The sequence below is a fragment of the Pseudomonas sp. M20 genome (genome assembly GCF_045037865.1).
Taxonomy (GTDB): domain Bacteria; phylum Pseudomonadota; class Gammaproteobacteria; order Pseudomonadales; family Pseudomonadaceae; genus Aquipseudomonas.
Genome location: NZ_CP173611.1, coordinates 4,758,120 through 4,775,020 on the forward strand (window position 1 = coordinate 4,758,120; position 16,901 = coordinate 4,775,020).

Consider the following 16,901-nt stretch of genomic DNA (forward strand, 5'->3'; position numbering starts at 1 on the left):
AGCTTAGGCGCTTTACCGCTTTGCTTTTCAGCGGCAGTTTTGGCGGTTTCACGGCAGCACCGGCCAAAGACGTCTAAAACGTAGAAAATACGCTTGCTGAATCGTTTAATCTAGATTGATCGGCACGTTACTCGATAATGTCCCATCCTTGAAGTCCAACTTGTCGGATGCGCTGCGACAATAGTCGCCTGCCCTAATCGGGTAGGATTGGCAAAAATGTGGCGGCAAGCTCGAATAAACAAGGAAATCCCGGGTTGAAACTCAGTGATATCGCGCGGTTGGCCGGAGTGTCCGTGACCACCGCCAGCTACGTCATCAACGGCAAGGCCGAACAGCAACGCATCAGCACCGCCACCGTCGAGCGGGTGCGGGCGGTGGTCGATCTGCACGGCTTCACGCCAAACCCTCAAGCGGCCGGGCTGCGCAGTCGGCACACGCGCACGCTGGGCTTTATTCTGCCGGATCTGGAAAACCCCAGTTACGCGCGGATCGCCAAGCTGCTCGAGCAAGGTGCGCGGGCGCGCGGCTATCAATTGCTGATCGCCAGCTCCGACGATGCGCCAGACAGCGAGCGGCAGTTGCTGCAACTATTCAAGGCGCGCCGCTGCGATGCGCTGATCGTCGCCAGTTGCCTGCCGGCCGGTGATGACAGTTACCGACAGCTACAGGCCAAAGGGCTGCCGATCATCGCCATCGACCGGGTCATGGAACCGGAGCATTTCTGTTCGGTGATCAGTGACGACCGCGAGGCCAGCCTGCACCTGACCCAGAGCCTGCTCGATCCGCAGCCGAAGCAGATCGTTCTGCTCGGTGCGCGCCCGGAACTGAGCATCAGCCAGGAACGTGCCGCCGGTTTCAAGCAAGCCTTGGTCGACTTCAAAGGTGAAGTGCTGGTCGAGCACGCTGAATCTTTCAGCCGTGAGTGCGGCAAGCAATTGATGGAGGAACTCCTGCAACGTCTGGGGCATTTGCCCGACGCGTTGGTGACGACTTCGTACGTACTGCTGCAAGGCGTGTTCGACGCGCTGCATGACTTCCCGCTGAAATCGCGACCGCTGCGCCTCGGCACCTTCGGCGATACGCAATTGCTGGATTTCCTGCCGCTGCCGGTCAACGCCATGGCCCAGCAACACCAGTTGATCGCCGACAAGGCGCTGGAACTGGCGCTGGCCGCTGTCGAGCAGTCGGAATACAAGCCTGGCGTGCAGGCCATCGCGCGGACCTTCAAGCAGCGTATTCACCAGGACTGAGCCGTGGAGCTGATCGACAGCCACACCCACCTCGACTTCCCCGACTTCGATGCCGACCGCTCGGCGTTGCTCGCCGAAAGCCGTGCCCTCGGGGTGCGGCGGATGGTGGTATTGGGGGTTTATGAGGGTAACTGGCAACGGGTGTGGGATCTGGTGCAGAGCGATGCGGATTTGTATGCGGCATTCGGTCTGCATCCGGTGTATCTCGATCAGCATCGTCCTGAGGATTTGTTGGCTCTGGGTGATTGGCTGACGCGGCTGCGTGGTCATCGGCAGTTGTGTGCGGTGGGCGAAATCGGTCTGGATTACTTCGTCGAAAACCTCGACCGCGAGCGGCAACAGGCGCTGTTCGAGGCGCAGCTGCAATTGGCCGCTGACTTTCATTTGCCAGCGCTGATCCATGTACGCCGCAGCCATGCGGCGGTTATTGCGACGCTCAAACGCTTCAAGCTCAAACGCGCAGGGATCATCCACGCCTTTGCCGGTAGCCGTGAAGAAGCGCGGGAATACATCAAACTGGGTTTCAAACTGGGCCTCGGCGGCGCACCGACCTGGCCGCAGGCGTTGCGCATGCATCGAGTGATTGCGGAACTGCCGCTGGAGTCGATCGTGCTGGAAACCGATTCGCCGGACATGGCGCCTGCGATGTTTCCCGGTCAGCGCAACAGCCCGGCGCACTTGCCGGCGATTTGTGAGGCGTTGGCGGAGTTGATGAATATATCCCCGCAACAACTCGCCAGCGCCAGCACCGCCAACAGCTGCGAAGTGTTCGGCTGGTAACACATCTCCCCTGTAGGAGTTGTCGAGTGAAACGAGGCCGCGATCTTTTGATCTTTGAAATCAAGATCAAAAGATCGCAGCGTGCCGCAGCTCCTACAGGGGATTTGTGTATTGCTTAGACGCGGAAGGCGCTGATCAGTTGTTTAAGCTCAACAACTTGGGCAGACAACGCGCGGCTGGCATCTTCGGTCTGGTGCGCACCTTGCGCTGTGCGCTCGCCGGCGCGGTTGATCTCGACGATGTTCTGGTCGATGTCATGGGCCACCGCCGTTTGCTGCTCAACTGCAGCGGCAATCTGCTGGTTCTGATCGACGATCATGCCGACCGCGCCGAGGATGTTTTCCAGCGCCTGCTGAACCTTTTCCGACTGGCCGACTGTGCCGTTGGCCATCTGATGGCTGACGCCCATGGCTTTCACCGCCGCGCCGACACCGCCGTGCAGTTTGGCGATCATCTGTTCGATTTCTTCGGTCGATTGTTGAGTGCGTTTGGCCAAGGTGCGCACTTCGTCTGCGACTACAGCAAAACCACGTCCCTGCTCGCCGGCACGCGCCGCTTCGATCGCGGCATTCAGCGCCAGCAAGTTGGTCTGTTCGGCGATGCTCTTGATCACTTCCAGTACACGGCTGATCGACTGACTGTCGCTGGCCAACTGGTTGATCACCAGCACTGACTGGTCAATCTCGCTGGCCAGCGCGGCAATGCTGCCCTGCTGTGACTCGACCAGGCCACGACCACTGATAGTCTCGTCATTGACGCTTTGGGCACTGCTCACTGCCGCGGCGGCACTGCGCGCCACCTCCAGTGAGGTCGCCGACATCTGGTTCATCGCCGTTGCCACTTGCTCGATCTGCGTACGTTGCCCGGCGACCGCCTGATTGCTCTGCGCTGAGACGTTTTCAACCTGCCCGGCCTGACGCTCGACCTCGGCGACGGTCTGGCCCACCCGCTCGATCAAGTCGTGAATCTTCCTCACCGTGCCGTTGAACACCTCGCCCAACTCACCTAACTCATCGCGACTGCTGGCCTTGAAGTTGACCGTCATGTCCCCCGCCGCGACCTTGTCCATCATTGCTCCAAGGCGTTTCAGCGTGGTGCGGGTCGAGGCGTAGAAGCCACCGTAGAGATAGAAAATCAGCACGAACACCACCGACAGCGCCACCGCCTGCAGGACCATGTGTGTGCGGTTCTGCGCCAGACGCTGCTGCAATTGGGTATCGAGGAATTTCAACGTGGCTTCGTTGAGCTCATAGGTCTTGCCGATCAGCCCAGTGACCTGATCGTAAAAAGCCTGCCACGGCGCATCGAGGGTGTCGGCCATCACCACCTGCTCTTCGAACAGTTCGCTGGCCTGTTTCAGCGAAGCCTTGCTGCTGTCGGCCGCCGCGCTGAGGTTGTCCCCCGCGGCTTTGCTGGAGCCGAGGGCGTCCTGCAATTTCAGACCATACTCGGCCTGGAGTTTTTCGATCTGCACCAGCAACTCATCAAAACGCGTACTCGATGAACTGTTGAGAAAACCCTGACCCAATGAATACGAACCCATGGCCCGGCCTTCGCCGAGAGTTTGCGTGACGCTCGGCGTGATCAGGGTGACCAGTTCGCTGAGCTGACGGATATCGCTCTGGTTATCACGGCTCAGCCCGGCCTGACTGGTGATGATCTGGCTGAAAATCTGCGCACTGGCCAGTAGTTTGCCGATTAACGCGCTTTTGCTCTGCAGCGAGTTCTCCACTTGCTGGGCCTTGAACGCGGCGATCATTTCATCGCGTTTGCCGTCGAATACCTGGATCTGCTCGGGATCGTCGGTCATCGCCGTCAGCCCTTGCAGGCGTGCCAGAACCGCTTGTTCGAGCGTGGTGATCTGCGCCTCGACATTCCCGGCCTTGCCGGACTGGCCGAGGGTGACGTTGATCTGCACCAGATTGTTGAGGGTTTCCAGATCCCGGCGCAGAGCCAGGCTGCTGCCCAGCAGATCAAGGCTTTGCAGCTCGACGCGGGTGCCCTGGAATTCGCGATAGGAATCGCGCACCAGATAGAAATTGGTCACCAGCATCGGCACCAGGAACAGCACGCTGATCAGGCTGAACTTCATGCCGAAGCTCAGACGGTTCATCAGCGAGACAGCGGGATAGAGCAAGCTCTTCACTGGAAGTCTCCCTTGGTTTTTCTTGTTTTTATTGGCGGGCGCGGGGCGACAGCAGATAGCCACTATCGGGCGCCATCTCTGTATAGCTCAAATCGAAGGGAGGTTTTGTAACTTAAGGTTAACGACAAAAAGATCGCAGCCTGCGGCAGCTCCCACAGGAAACACACAATCCCTGTGTAGGAGCTGCCGCAGGCTGCGATCTTTTGATCCTTCTTTAAATCAGTGAAATCAGTGGATCAGAACTGTCCACAAAGCAAACCCGGCATACCACAGCACTGCCGCGCGCAGCAGCAGTTCCCACAGGCAATCGAGGGTGTTGATGCCTTCCGGCCCGACCACCGGAGGTGGAATCTCGCCCGCCGCCAAACCGACCCGATTGATCAGTTGCGCCGCGCTGATGTTCCAGTTGAGCAGTTCATGCAGCATCACCCGGCTGACCGCAACAAAGTTGCCGACCAGTGCCAGGCTCGCAGCCAGCAAGCGTACCGGCAGCCAGTCAAATGCATGCCGCAGTTGCGCGGCGCGCTCGACCAGCGCCGGGTTCTGACCGTGCTCCTGCGCCAGCGCCAACAGGCGATACGCCAATGCCGCTACCGGGCCGAGCACGAAATACCAGAAGATCACCGCAAAAAAGCTCTGGTAGGCCTGCCACAGCAGATGCGCCTGCACACGTTCGAGCAACTGCTCGCCGCTGTCGGCGCAGATGTTCAGATCGCGCTTGGCCACGTGCGCTGCGGCTTGCAAATCCTCACGGCGCCAGGCATCACGGAACGGCCCGAGGCCGCCGAGCAAGTCGCCGCGCCCCAGGCTGTAAATCACCACCAGTAAATGCACCGGCAACGCCAGCAAGCCGTAAGCCACCGGCTCCAGCACCACCAGCAACAGCGCCAGCAAGGCCACCGGAAACAGCACCAGAATGCTCAGCACCAGCCAAGGCTGTTTGGCCAGCCGCTCGCTGCTTTCGAGTTTGTTCAGTTCGCGGATCCATCCGCCATCGCGTTGAACCCGATGACGCAGGGCCGAAAACTTCTCGATCCACAGCGCCAGCAGTAACACCAGAAAACTCATTGTCCTTCCTCTTGTGCCAGGGCTGCGCGGTAACGCGCCCAGTCGAATGCCGGGCCAGGATCGGTCTTACGCCCGGGTGCTATGTCGCTGTGCCCACAAATGCGGGCGCCGGTGATGGCCGGAAATGCTGTCTGCAACTGGCGGGTCAACGCCGTCAACGCCTGATACTGCGCGTCGGTGAACGGTAGATCATCGGTGCCTTCGAGCTCGATGCCCACGGAAAAATCATTACAGGTTTCGCGCCCTTCGAACATCGATACACCCGCATGCCACGCCCGCTCAAGACAGGAGACAAACTGGGTGACCTTGCCGTCACGTTCGATCAGAAAATGCGCCGAGACGCGTAGGTCGGCGATACCTGCAAAGTAGGGATGTTCGGTGACATCCAGACGATTCTGGAAAAACTCCTGCACCTTGCCCGTGGCGAACTGCGCTGGCGGCAGGCTGATGTTGTGGATGACCAACAGGGAAATTTCGCCCGCAGGGCGTTCATTGAAGTTGGGCGATGGGCAAACCTGCACCCCGTGACACCACCCGCTAGCGGGATCCAACTGCATACCGATTCCTTCAACGCCGACTCTGTTGGCGCCCAGTATGCCGTGATCGGCCCCCGGCGCGCGATCACTTGCCGCGATTGAGTCGCCGCAGATTGCCCAGCACCGATTCGAGTGCGCGGTCGAACAGCAAGGTATCGTCCAGCGCACGCACCGTGCCACGCTGGAATTCCACGGCCAGCGCGATGCGGCTGCGCTCCAGCACCTTCATCCCGGTTCGATCGACAAATACATACTTGCCGGTGGCTTCGATGATGGCTGCGAGCTTGCAGCGCAGGCTGTTTTCATCGTCCTCACGAAAAGCGACCCAACTGCCCAGGCGCAGTTGCTCGACCTGACGCAGACCGGCGGCGTCGTGGGGCAAGCGTACCGATGTCATCGCCATTGCGCTTTCATCGGCGGTGTGCAGCACGATCTGTTGCGACACTTCGATCATGGGGGTGGCCTGATCCGATTCGACGGAACGCTCCAGCACACGTACATGCAGGGCTTCCAGCTCACTGAAAAACTCGCTGGTGGCGAACGGATCGAACGCTGAACTGCTCAGGCCATCACGCAGCGATTTGAGCAACCCCGGCACCAGTGCCAGCAAGCGCAGGCTGGATTCGGTGTCTTCATGACGCTGCACACTCCAGATCAATTGCTCCATGGTTTGCACATCGGCCTGCCATTCGGCTGACTGATCGCCATGCTTGAGGCAGGTCAGCAGCAATACTTTGCTCCAGGCGTCCTGGACGAACGTGACCACGGACGGCGGCAGCGTCTTACCCAGCAGCGCTTGATTCAGCGCCCGCTCGACCCGGCGCCGGGCCAGTTCGGTTTTTGCCCGCCCTTCTTCGGCGTCACGCAGACGCTGTTCAAGTAGCTCACTGCGGCGGCGCTCATCGCTGGTGAACGCAAGGAAATCGGCAAGCAACTCAGAGAAAATCGCCGGGTCATCAACAAAGTCAGTCAGCAGGCGCTGCACCACTTGTTCGATACGCAGGTACAAGCTGTCGCGCGCGTCACTGTCGCAGTCGCCCCAACCCATCGCCGCCTCGGCGATTTCGTTGAGCAGGCGCCGCGCCGGATGGGTGCTGCGACTGAAGAAACTCTTGTCGAGCACCGCGACCTTGAGCATCGGGATCTGCAACCGCGCGATCAGAGCCTTGAGCGAATCCGGCACATTGCGGTCTTCAAGAATGCAGTCGAAGACCATGGCGATCAGGTTGATCACGTCTTCATCCGCATCGCCGACGATCCGCGATTTGCCACTTCTGACGCTGACGCGAGTCAGCAGTTGTTCGAGCTGATTGCGCAGATCGAAGTCATCCTGTGCCGCCAGGGCCGGCACGTATTGTTGCAAGTGCGAGAGCAGACGGAGCAGGTCGCGGGTGGAAATCGGTTGCGCCGCAACGCTGGGTTCCAGCGTCGGGGCAACACTGCCACGCACGTGCGCGAGCAATTGCTGCAGCGCGGCGAAGACCTCCTGCACGCCTTCATCGACGGGCGGCGTGTCGTCGCTTTCATCGTTGCTCACACTGGCGATCGCACGATCAATGGCGCGCCGCGCCGGGGCGGCCTTCAACTCGGGCAACACACCGGTGGCAAGCAGCAATTGATTGGCTTCGGCGTAGAGCTGTTCGGTGTCGGCCAAGACATAGCGCTCGAAGAGTTTGAGCAGGATCAGCTTGACCTTGATTTCCACACCCAGGTTACGCCCGGCCTGGAGGAAAAACTCGCAGAGCAGCGCCGGGCCGAGCGGGTTGTGTTGATCGTCGAGGGTGTTGCCGAGTAGCGCGTTAAGCCGCGCGGTCAGTTGATCGAGGGCTAAGCCGTCACGCTTGAGTACGCGACCGACCATGGTCTCGACCGCCACGCTGCGTTCCATGTCGTCGCTGCGTGGCGCCAACTCGTCATATATCAGGGCATGGGGCAGCGTGTTGTGCGTGGGGTCGTATTGCGTCAGGCCAACGAAAGCTTCAAAGAATTGCTCAAGAAAACCACGCTCGATGTTTTTGCGCTTGAGGCGCAGGTCGCGCATGGCTTCGAAAAAGATGTTCTGTTCGACGTCGTTGCGCGCCCGGTCGGCCATTTCGAACAGCGTGTCGTCGGCGTTATCGAACAGCTCCTGCAAACCGTGGCGCAGTTGCTGGGCAGCCTTGTCGCGAACCTGAAGCAGAATCACAGGCAGGCGGGCGAGCGGCGAATGATTCGCCTGATCGGCAGTGCCTTTGTGCAAAGGCACCACTTTCCCGTCGTTGTGCATCCAAGCCTCCTGAAACGGTGATTCGTTCGGTCAAGCCAACCCGGATCCCTGTGGGAGCGAGCCTGCTCGCGATGGCGGTGTATCAGCCGCAGCAATGTCACTGAGAGCATGCATTCCCGAGCAGGCTCGCTCGCACAAGCTCAATCCGGACGTCAAAGCTATGACGTCAAATGCAAGGCGGATTATCTTTCATAACTTGTGCCCGACGCCATAGTCGTCAGGGTTTCCCCTATGCCCTTTCAGTGACCATGTCCCGGCACGGTTTGCTCAAAGAAAATCGACAAGATGCAGGCAAGCACGCGCGTCTCGCCTTGGGTTGGCTCGCGCCATGCCCCTATAATCAAACCACTTTGTTTGTGGAGCCCGTTATGCCGAATCTACGTCTCGCCGATTTGACCGCCGAAATCGAAGCCAACGTGCGCCGTGCGTTGCTCGAAGACATCGGCAGCGGCGACATCACCGCGCAACTGATCCCGGCCGAACGCCTGGCCAAAGCCACCATCATCACTCGCGACGCGGCTGTCATCTGCGGCACCGCTTGGGTCGATGCGGTGTTTCGTCAGCTTGATCCGCGGGTCGCGGTGCATTGGCAAGTGGTCGATGGCGAGCGGGTCAAGCCCAATCAGCCGTTGTTTCATCTGGAAGGGCCGGCCCGTTCGCTGCTGACCGGTGAACGCAGTGCGCTGAACTTCCTGCAGTTGCTCTCCGGCGTAGCCACCCGCGCGCAGTACCTGGCCGATTTCGTGGGTACCACTCAGGTCAAACTGCTCGACACCCGCAAGACCTTGCCGGGCCTGCGTCTGGCGCAGAAATACGCGGTGACCTGCGGTGGCTGCCACAACCATCGCATCGGTCTGTACGACGCCTTCCTGATCAAGGAAAACCACATCGCCGCCAGCGGTGGCATTCCACAAGCCATTGCCGCCGCGCACAAGATTGCGCCGGGCAAACCGGTGGAAGTCGAAGTGGAAAGTCTGGATGAACTGAAGGAAGCACTGGCCGCCGGCGCCGACATCATCATGCTCGACGAACTGAGTCTGGACGACATGCGCGAAGCCGTGCGCCTGAATGGCGGCAAGGCGAAACTGGAGGCCAGCGGCGGTATCAACGAAAGCACGCTGCTGCCGATCGCCGAAACCGGGGTGGACTACATCTCGATCGGTGCGATGACCAAGGATGTCAAAGCGGTGGATCTGTCGATGCGCCTCAGCCTTTAAACAGCAGCGGCAAGTTCCAAGCTACAAGCTGCAAGCCACAGCGCTTTTGCGTTGACTTGCAGCTTGCCGCTTAAAGCTCGTAGCTGCTGTTATACGACGAGATTGTTCATCTCGCAGTAGTCATCCCACTCGACACCCAGCACTTCAGCCGCCTCTTTGTGTAGCACAAGGCGCTGCGCCTCGAACTCCTCCGGCGTGCTCGTGTACTTGAGTGTCAGCTCCCACGGCTGCAAGCCCTGGGCTTCGGCTTCGTCTTCAAAGGCCCACTGGATCTGATCCTTTTGATCATCAGGACTCAGGTCCTTGATCTCTTCTTTCAGGTCCGGAACGTCCAGAATGTACTTTTCCAGCGCTTGTTGATGACGTTGCTCTTGAGTTAATTCGGTCATGGCGTTCTCGCTGATCGTAAGAATGGAGGATGGATCTGGATCATCAAGGATCTCTCTGACGCGGATTTTTCCGGCCTTCGGAACCATTCGGGATCATCTGAAAACTGCTGGGCGATGCTCATGCAGGCAACGAATATAGGACGTTTGCATGACGAATTACACGGCTCTTTACATCTCTCCCACAAAAAGCTGACCTGCGGAACATAAATCCGCATGGCAATGAGCGGGAGTGAGGAAAACGGTGGTGCCCGAGACAGGAATCGAACCTGCGACCTTCGCGTTACGAGTGCGCTGCTCTACCGGCTGAGCTACACGGGCGGTGGGCTAAACCTAGCACCGGTTTTCACAAAAGCAAAGATCACAGCCTGCGGCAGCTCCTGCATGATCGGGTTATCACACCGCTTTGTAGGAGCTGCCGCAGGCTGTGATCTTTTGATCTTTATGCCAGACAAAAAAATGCCCCGCCGTTTTCACGGCGGGGCATTTTCATTGCGCTAACGCTTTGGGCTGATTAAACGCCCGAAGCCTTGGCAGCTGCCACGTCTTTGATGGACAGCTTGATACGGCCGCGGTTGTCCACGTCCAGTACCAGCACTTCCACTTCCTGGCCTTCTTTCAGAATGTCGGTCACTTTCTCTACGCGAGCGTCGCTCAGCATCGAGATGTGAACCAGACCGTCCTTGCCTGGCAGGATGTTGACGAATGCGCCGAAGTCGACGATGCGCTCAACCTTGCCCACGTAGATCTTGCCGATCTCGGCTTCAGCGGTGATGCCCAGAACGCGCTGACGTGCAGCTTCAGCAGCTTCCTTGGTTTCGCCGAAGATCTTGATCGAACCGTCGTCTTCGATGTCGATCGAAGCCTTGGTTTCTTCGCAGATCGCACGGATGGTCGCGCCACCTTTACCGATAACGTCACGGATCTTGTCGGTGTCGATTTTCATCGCGATCATGGTCGGAGCGTTGGCCGACAGTTCGGTACGCGACTGGCCGATGATCTGGTTCATCTGACCGAGAATGTTCAGGCGCGCTTCCAGGGCTTGGCCCAGAGCGATTTCCATGATCTCTTCGGTGATGCCCTTGATCTTGATGTCCATCTGCAGCGCGGTAACACCTTTGGCGGTACCGGCTACTTTGAAGTCCATGTCGCCCAGGTGGTCTTCGTCACCAAGGATGTCGGTCAGGACGGCGAACTTCTCGCCTTCTTTAACCAGACCCATGGCGATACCGGCAACCGGCGCCTTCATCGGCACACCAGCATCCATCAGGGCCAGGGAAGCGCCGCAAACGGAAGCCATCGAGCTCGAACCGTTGGATTCGGTGATTTCCGAAACCACACGGATGGTGTACGGGAACACGTCAGCGGCTGGCAGCATGGCCGAAACCGAACGACGGGCCAGACGGCCGTGACCGATTTCACGACGACCAGCGCCACCCATGCGACCACATTCGCCTACCGAGAACGGAGGGAAGTTGTAGTGCAGCATGAACGGGTCTTTTTTCTCGCCTTCCAGGGTGTCCAGCAGCTGTGCGTCACGGGCTGTGCCCAGAGTCGCGACTACCAGAGCCTGGGTTTCACCACGGGTGAACAGGGCCGAACCGTGGGTTTTCGGCAGAACGCCGACTTCGATGTTCAGCGGACGTACGGTTTTGGTGTCGCGACCGTCGATACGTGGCTTGCCGTTTACGATGTTTTCGCGAACGGTGCGGTATTCGATTTCGCCGAAAGCCGCTTTGACTTCGCTGGACGAAGGTTGGCCTTCTTCACCGGACAGCTTGGCAACAACCTGATCCTTCAGCTCACCCAGACGCGCATAACGGTCGGCCTTGACGGTGATGGTGTAAGCCTGGGAGATCGCCTCGCCGAACTCGGCACGGATAGCGCCCAGCAGTTCGGTGGCTTCTGGCGCCGGAGCCCAGGTCCAGGTTGGCTTGGCAGCTTCGGCAGCCAGTTCTTTAACCGCGTTGATCACAACCTGGAACTCGTCGTGAGCAAACAGTACCGCGCCCAGCATCTGGTCTTCGGTCAGCTCTTTGGCTTCCGATTCAACCATCAGTACGGCGTCGGAAGTACCGGCAACGACCATGTCCAGGCTCGAAGCTGCTTGCTGCTCGTAAGTCGGGTTCAGCAGGTAGCCGGTGCTTTCGTGGAAAGCTACGCGAGCGGCGCCGATCGGGCCGTCGAACGGAATGCCCGAGATGGCCAGGGCAGCCGAGGTACCGATCATCGCAGCGATGTCCGGATCGGTCTTTTTGCTGGTGGAAACGACGGTGCAGACAACCTGCACTTCGTTCATGAAGCCTTCTGGGAACAGCGGACGGATCGGACGGTCGATCAGTCGGGAAGTCAGGGTTTCTTTCTCGGAAGGACGGCCTTCACGCTTGAAGAAACCGCCAGGGATCTTACCGGCAGCGTAAGTCTTTTCCTGGTAGTGAACCGACAGAGGGAAGAAGCCCTTGCCTGGATCGGCTTGTTTTGCACCGACTACAGTCACCAATACGCTGACGTCGTCGTCAACGGTGACCAATACTGCGCCGGAGGCCTGACGGGCGATACGGCCAGTCTCGAGGGTAACGGTCGATTGACCGAACTGGAATTTTTTGATTACCGGGTTCACGGTGTCCTACCTTCTTTGTGGCTCTTGGGGGAACTGGTTTCTTGCGAATTCTTGGGCAATGTCGGGAATCGGCCCAACGCCTGTCCAGGGTAAAACGTGTATCCAGATAAAACTTGAGGCTGGGAGCCTGCAAGCCGTCGGCGGTAAACCGCAGACGTCCGACAGACAACCAACCTCATAGCGCAATCGCTGATTAGCGACGCAGACCCAGGCGACCGATCAGAGTCTGATAACGACCCAGATCCTTGCCTTTCAGGTAGTCCAGCAGCTTGCGACGCTGGTTTACCATGCGGATCAGACCACGACGGGAGTGGTGATCTTTACCGTTGGCCTTGAAGTGACCTTGCAGCTTGTTGATGTTGTGGGTCAGCAGTGCAACTTGCACTTCTGGCGAACCAGTGTCACCAACAGCTTGCTGGTAGTCAGCAACGATTTGAGCTTTTTCTTGAACGTCGAGAGCCATGAGGCAATCCTTTTATCAGGAAGCTGTTTCAAAGAAACAACTTCAACAGGCCAGGGACAAATCCCTGTATCTATAAATGAGTAGTGACCGTGCCTGTTAACAGCCACCCTCGCCAGCCTGCTTTGACACAGACCGGTTTCGGTCATTCCGACCGAATCAGTCGACGTGGCGCAATGCGCCCGTCTTCGCTCACTTCACCGATACCGATGAAGCGACCATTGTGATCCTGTACCCGCACCATGCCGAACTTCGGAGCATCCGGGGCACGCACCGGCTGGCCGTTGAGCCAGTAGAACGCGCTCGCTTCCGAGAAGTGCAGCAGCGGCCAATCCTGCAGGCCGCTGTCCGATGGCATCAGGAAGCGATCAACCGCTTCGTTGCCGCCTTCGGCATGAACCGCTTCAAGCTCTTCGAGGGTCACGGTCTGCGCCAGGGTGAAAGGCCCGGCCTGGGTACGGCGCAATTCAGCGACGTACGCACCACAACCGAGTTGCTCACCGATATCCTCCACCAGGGTGCGAATATAGGTGCCCTTGCTGCAATCCACCGCAAGACGCGCAGTATCGCCTTCGAAGGCCAGTAATTCCAAGCGCGCAATAGTAACAGAACGCGGTTCGCGCTCCACTACTTCGCCTGCACGCGCCAACTTGTACAGCGGCTGGCCATCACGCTTGAGCGCCGAGTACATCGGCGGTATCTGACTGATTTGCCCACGAAATTTCGGCAATGCCGCTTCGACATCGGCGCGACCAACGGTCACCGGGCGCTCCTGCAAAACCTCACCTTCAGCATCTGCCGTGGTGGTGGTCTTGCCCAGTTGCGCCAGGGTTTCATAAGCCTTGTCGGAATCGAGCAGGTATTGCGAGAACTTGGTGGCCTCACCGAAGCACAATGGCAAGACGCCGGTGGCCAGCGGATCGAGGCTACCGGTGTGCCCGGCTTTTTCGGCGTTGAGCAACCAGCGAACCTTCTGCAACGCGGCGTTGGAGGTGAATCCCAACGGTTTGTCGAGCAGGATGATGCCGCTGACGTTACGACGGATACGTTTGACCTGAGCCACCGAATTACTCCTTGGTGTCTTCAGGTTCAGCAGCGACCGGATGCTGATTGTCTTCAGCCACGGCACGCTCGATCAGGGCCGACAGGTGCGCACCACGGACAACGGATTCGTCGTAGTGGAAGTGCAATTGCGGCACGCTGCGCAGTTTCATTTCACGGGCCAGTTGCATACGCAGGAAACCTGCGGCGGCATTCAGCACCTTGATGCTTTGTGCGATATCTTCGGCGTTGTCCTGGCCCATCACGGTGATGAAGATCTTCGCGTGACCGACGTCACGGCTGACTTCTACTGCGGTAATGGTGACCAGGCCGACGCGCGGGTCTTTGACTTCGCGACGGATCAGTTGAGCCAGCTCGCGCTGCATCTGATCGCCGATACGTTGGGTACGGCTGTATTCTTTTGCCATGATTTTGTTACCTGTTACTGCCCCGCGGCGAAACCCGCAAGGTCTGAAAGCGGCAAACGCCCGGCCTGACAAAAGCCAGACCGGGCGTTGCGTTTAGAGTCCGGGTGATGCGCCACACTGTTGAGTGCGGCCGACCATCACGGCTCCTGAAGTGCGCGAGTTAGAGGCTGCGAGCAACCTGAACCTTCTCGAAGACTTCGATCTTGTCGCCGACTTTGACGTCGTTGTAGCTCTTCACGCCGATACCGCATTCCATGCCGGCACGTACTTCGGAAGCGTCATCCTTGAAGCGGCGCAGGGATTCCAGCTCGCCTTCGAAGATAACGATGTCTTCACGCAGTACACGGATCGGACGGTTACGGTGCACAACACCTTCGATCACCATGCAACCAGCGATCGCGCCAAACTTCGGCGAACGGAACACGTCACGCACTTCCGCCACACCCAGGATGTTCTCGCGAACATCGCTGCCGAGCATGCCGGTCAGGGCTTTCTTGACGTCTTCGATGATGTCGTAGATCACGTTGTAGTAACGCATGTCCAGACCTTCCTGCTCGACGATCTTCCGTGCGCCAGCATCGGCACGCACGTTGAAGCCGAACAGTACAGCGTTCGAAGCCAGTGCCAGGTTAGCGTCGGATTCGGTGATACCACCAACGCCGCCGCCAACTACGCGCACTTGTACTTCGTCGTTGCCCAGGCCATTCAAGGCACCGTTCAACGCTTCCAGCGAACCACGGACGTCGGATTTGAGGACGATGTTGAGCGTCTTCTTCTCGGCCTGACCCATGTTTTCGAAGATGTTTTCCAGCTTGCCGGCGTGAGCACGAGCCAGTTTGACTTCGCGGAACTTGCCTTGACGGAACAGAGCCACTTCACGGGCTTTCTTCTCGTCGGCAACCACGCTCATCTCGTCGCCAGCGTCCGGGGTACCGTCCAGGCCGAGGATTTCGACAGGGATGGATGGACCGGCTTCTTTGATTGGCTTGCCGTTCTCGTCGAGCATGGCACGCACGCGGCCATAGTTCGAACCGACCAGGACCATGTCGCCTTGGCGCAGGGTACCGTCTTGAACCAGAACGGTTGCCACCGGGCCACGACCTTTGTCGAGACGCGATTCAACCACAACGCCGCGGCCAGGAGCCGACGGAGTTGCTTTCAGTTCGAGAACTTCAGCTTGCAGCAGAACGGCTTCAAGCAGCTCGTCCACGCCAGTACCGACTTTCGCCGAAACCGGAACGAACGGCGTATCACCGCCCCACTCTTCGGAAGTCACGCCGTGAACCGACAATTCGCTACGGATGCGATCAAGATCAGCGCCCGGCTTGTCGATTTTGTTCACTGCTACAACCAGTGGAACGCCAGCCGCTACTGCGTGCTGAACAGCTTCAATGGTCTGCGGCATTACGCCGTCGTCGGCTGCAACCACCAGGATCACGATGTCGGTCGCCTTGGCACCACGAGCACGCATTGCGGTAAACGCGGCGTGACCCGGGGTATCGAGGAAGGTGACCATGCCGCGTTCGGTTTCAACGTGGTATGCACCGATGTGCTGGGTGATACCACCGGCTTCGCCAGCAGCTACCTTGGCACGACGGATGTAGTCGAGCAGCGACGTTTTACCGTGGTCAACGTGGCCCATTACGGTCACGACTGGCGCACGGGAGAACGACTCACCTTCAAACTTCAGGGACTCGGCCAGGGAATCTTCCAGGGCGGTGTCGCTGACCAGGGTCACTTTGTGGCCCAGCTCTTCGGCTACCAGTTGAGCAGTTTCCTGATCAAGCACCTGGTTGATGGTCGCTGGAGTACCCAGTTTGAACATGAACTTGATGATTTCAGCAGCCTTGACCGACATCTGATTGGCGAGATCGCCAACAGTGATGGTCTCGCCGATCTGCACATCACGCACGACAGGGCCGGTTGGGCTCTGGAAACCGTGGGCGTTGCGCTTTTTCAGCTTGGCCTTGCCGCGACCACCGCGACGGAAGCCATCGCTTTCTTCGTCGGTAGTGCGTGGCGCCACACGTGGAGCCGGCGCTTTTTCTTTGACCGATGCGCGATGCGGAGCGTTTTTGCGCTCGCCATCACCACCACCGCTACGACGATTGTTGTCGTCGGCACGTGGCTTGTCCGGACGGCGCTGTTCGTTCTGCTTGTTGCGAACGTCAGCAGACGGAGCTGGAGCAGCGGCAACCACCGGCGCGCTTTCACGAACAGGTTCGGCAGCGGCAACCGGCGCAGCAGCAGCGGCGCTGTTAGCATCCTGCGCAGCAGCAGGCTGGTTACGCGCTTCTACTTCGGCGCGTTGCTTGGCTTCTTCTTCAGCTTTCTGACGGGCAGCATTTTCTACTGCGCGACGCTCATCCAGTTCACGCTTGCGCTCGGCTTCGATTTCTTCCGGGCTGCGCTGTACGAAAACTTTCTTTTTGCGAACTTCTACGCTGATGCTCTTGCTACCAGCCACACGCAGGGTGCTGGTGGTTTTACGCTGCAGCGTGATCTTGCGTGGTTCTTCCACTTTCGCCTTGTGGCTGCTTTTCAAGTGAGTCAGCAGGGACTGCTTCTCACTGTCAGTCACATTTTCTTCGGCGGCGGTGTGCGGCAGACCTGCCTCACGCATCTGCTGCAACAGGCGCTCTACCGGTGTTTTGACCTCATCGGCCAGTTGTTTCACCGTGACTTGCGTCATGCACTTCTCTC

The 16,901-nt window shown here is 58.8% G+C and carries 13 protein-coding genes, 1 tRNA gene and 1 pseudogene; 3 read left to right on the forward strand and 12 right to left on the reverse strand.

What is annotated here, in order from left to right; translation table 11 throughout:
- The first annotated feature begins 254 nt into the window (after nucleotides 1–254).
- Nucleotides 255–1,250, forward strand: coding sequence for a catabolite repressor/activator (cra, locus tag ACI514_RS21215; protein ID WP_160055801.1), 996 nt, complete (start codon nucleotides 255–257; stop codon nucleotides 1,248–1,250).
- A gap of 3 nt (nucleotides 1,251–1,253) precedes the next feature.
- Nucleotides 1,254–2,030 (forward strand): TatD family hydrolase, encoded by a 777-nt coding sequence (locus ACI514_RS21220; RefSeq protein ID WP_405122316.1) that lies wholly within the window; start codon nucleotides 1,254–1,256, stop codon nucleotides 2,028–2,030.
- 115 nt (nucleotides 2,031–2,145) lie between these two features.
- On the opposite strand, the gene ACI514_RS21225 is transcribed toward ACI514_RS21220, so the two are convergent.
- The 5 genes and pseudogenes from ACI514_RS21225 to ACI514_RS21245 all read right to left on the reverse strand — a co-directional run bounded on the left by ACI514_RS21225 (nucleotide 2,146) and on the right by ACI514_RS21245 (nucleotide 8,046).
- Nucleotides 2,146–3,075: a methyl-accepting chemotaxis protein gene (locus ACI514_RS21225; RefSeq protein ID WP_405124236.1), complete on the reverse strand. Its 930-nt coding sequence runs from the start codon at nucleotides 3,073–3,075 to the stop codon at nucleotides 2,146–2,148.
- Nucleotides 3,052–4,143, reverse strand: a pseudogene (locus tag ACI514_RS21230) (methyl-accepting chemotaxis protein); the annotation flags it as partial. The gene ACI514_RS21225 and the pseudogene ACI514_RS21230, both read right to left, overlap by 24 nt.
- 261 nt (nucleotides 4,144–4,404) lie before the next feature.
- Nucleotides 4,405–5,244 carry a regulatory signaling modulator protein AmpE gene (ampE, locus tag ACI514_RS21235; RefSeq protein WP_160055795.1) on the reverse strand — a complete coding sequence of 280 codons (840 nt, stop codon included), beginning with the start codon at nucleotides 5,242–5,244 and terminating at the stop codon, nucleotides 4,405–4,407.
- On the reverse strand, nucleotides 5,241–5,801 hold the full coding sequence (gene ampD, locus ACI514_RS21240) for a 1,6-anhydro-N-acetylmuramyl-L-alanine amidase AmpD (protein WP_077571048.1): 561 nt from the start codon (nucleotides 5,799–5,801) through the stop codon (nucleotides 5,241–5,243). The genes ampE and ampD overlap by 4 nt, the downstream gene beginning before the upstream one ends.
- Before the next feature lie 64 nt (nucleotides 5,802–5,865).
- The gene (locus ACI514_RS21245; RefSeq protein ID WP_405122317.1) at nucleotides 5,866–8,046 is read right to left on the reverse strand and encodes a DUF1631 domain-containing protein; all 2,181 of its coding nucleotides are present in this window, start codon (nucleotides 8,044–8,046) and stop codon (nucleotides 5,866–5,868) included.
- A gap of 368 nt (nucleotides 8,047–8,414) precedes the next feature.
- Between ACI514_RS21245 and nadC the strand changes: the two genes are divergently transcribed.
- Nucleotides 8,415–9,263 (forward strand): carboxylating nicotinate-nucleotide diphosphorylase, encoded by an 849-nt coding sequence (gene nadC / locus ACI514_RS21250; RefSeq protein ID WP_016986492.1) that lies wholly within the window; start codon nucleotides 8,415–8,417, stop codon nucleotides 9,261–9,263.
- 89 nt (nucleotides 9,264–9,352) lie between these two features.
- Here the strand turns inward: nadC and ACI514_RS21255 are convergent, their stop codons facing one another.
- The 7 genes from ACI514_RS21255 to infB form a co-directional block, all read right to left on the reverse strand.
- Nucleotides 9,353–9,652, reverse strand: coding sequence for a DUF6388 family protein (locus ACI514_RS21255; RefSeq protein ID WP_160060050.1), 300 nt, complete (start codon nucleotides 9,650–9,652; stop codon nucleotides 9,353–9,355).
- Nucleotides 9,653–9,894: 242 nt separating this feature from the next.
- Nucleotides 9,895–9,970: transfer RNA gene (locus ACI514_RS21260), tRNA-Thr, on the reverse strand.
- A gap of 193 nt (nucleotides 9,971–10,163) precedes the next feature.
- Entirely contained in the window at nucleotides 10,164–12,269 is a 2,106-nt protein-coding gene (gene pnp, locus ACI514_RS21265; RefSeq protein WP_007915263.1) for a polyribonucleotide nucleotidyltransferase, read from the reverse strand.
- A 193-nt stretch (nucleotides 12,270–12,462) separates the two neighbouring features.
- Complete coding sequence (gene rpsO / locus ACI514_RS21270; RefSeq protein WP_003177875.1) at nucleotides 12,463–12,732, reverse strand: 30S ribosomal protein S15; 270 nt, start codon at nucleotides 12,730–12,732, stop codon at nucleotides 12,463–12,465.
- 142 nt (nucleotides 12,733–12,874) lie between these two features.
- Nucleotides 12,875–13,792, reverse strand: a complete 918-nt coding sequence (truB, locus tag ACI514_RS21275) for a tRNA pseudouridine(55) synthase TruB (protein WP_008088346.1) — start codon at nucleotides 13,790–13,792, stop codon at nucleotides 12,875–12,877.
- Between the two features lie 4 nt (nucleotides 13,793–13,796).
- Nucleotides 13,797–14,198, reverse strand: a complete 402-nt coding sequence (gene rbfA / locus ACI514_RS21280; protein ID WP_007915259.1) for a 30S ribosome-binding factor RbfA — start codon at nucleotides 14,196–14,198, stop codon at nucleotides 13,797–13,799.
- Between the two features lie 160 nt (nucleotides 14,199–14,358).
- Nucleotides 14,359–16,890 carry a translation initiation factor IF-2 gene (gene infB / locus ACI514_RS21285; protein ID WP_160055787.1) on the reverse strand — a complete coding sequence of 844 codons (2,532 nt, stop codon included), beginning with the start codon at nucleotides 16,888–16,890 and terminating at the stop codon, nucleotides 14,359–14,361.
- Between the last annotated feature and the right edge of the window lie 11 nt (nucleotides 16,891–16,901).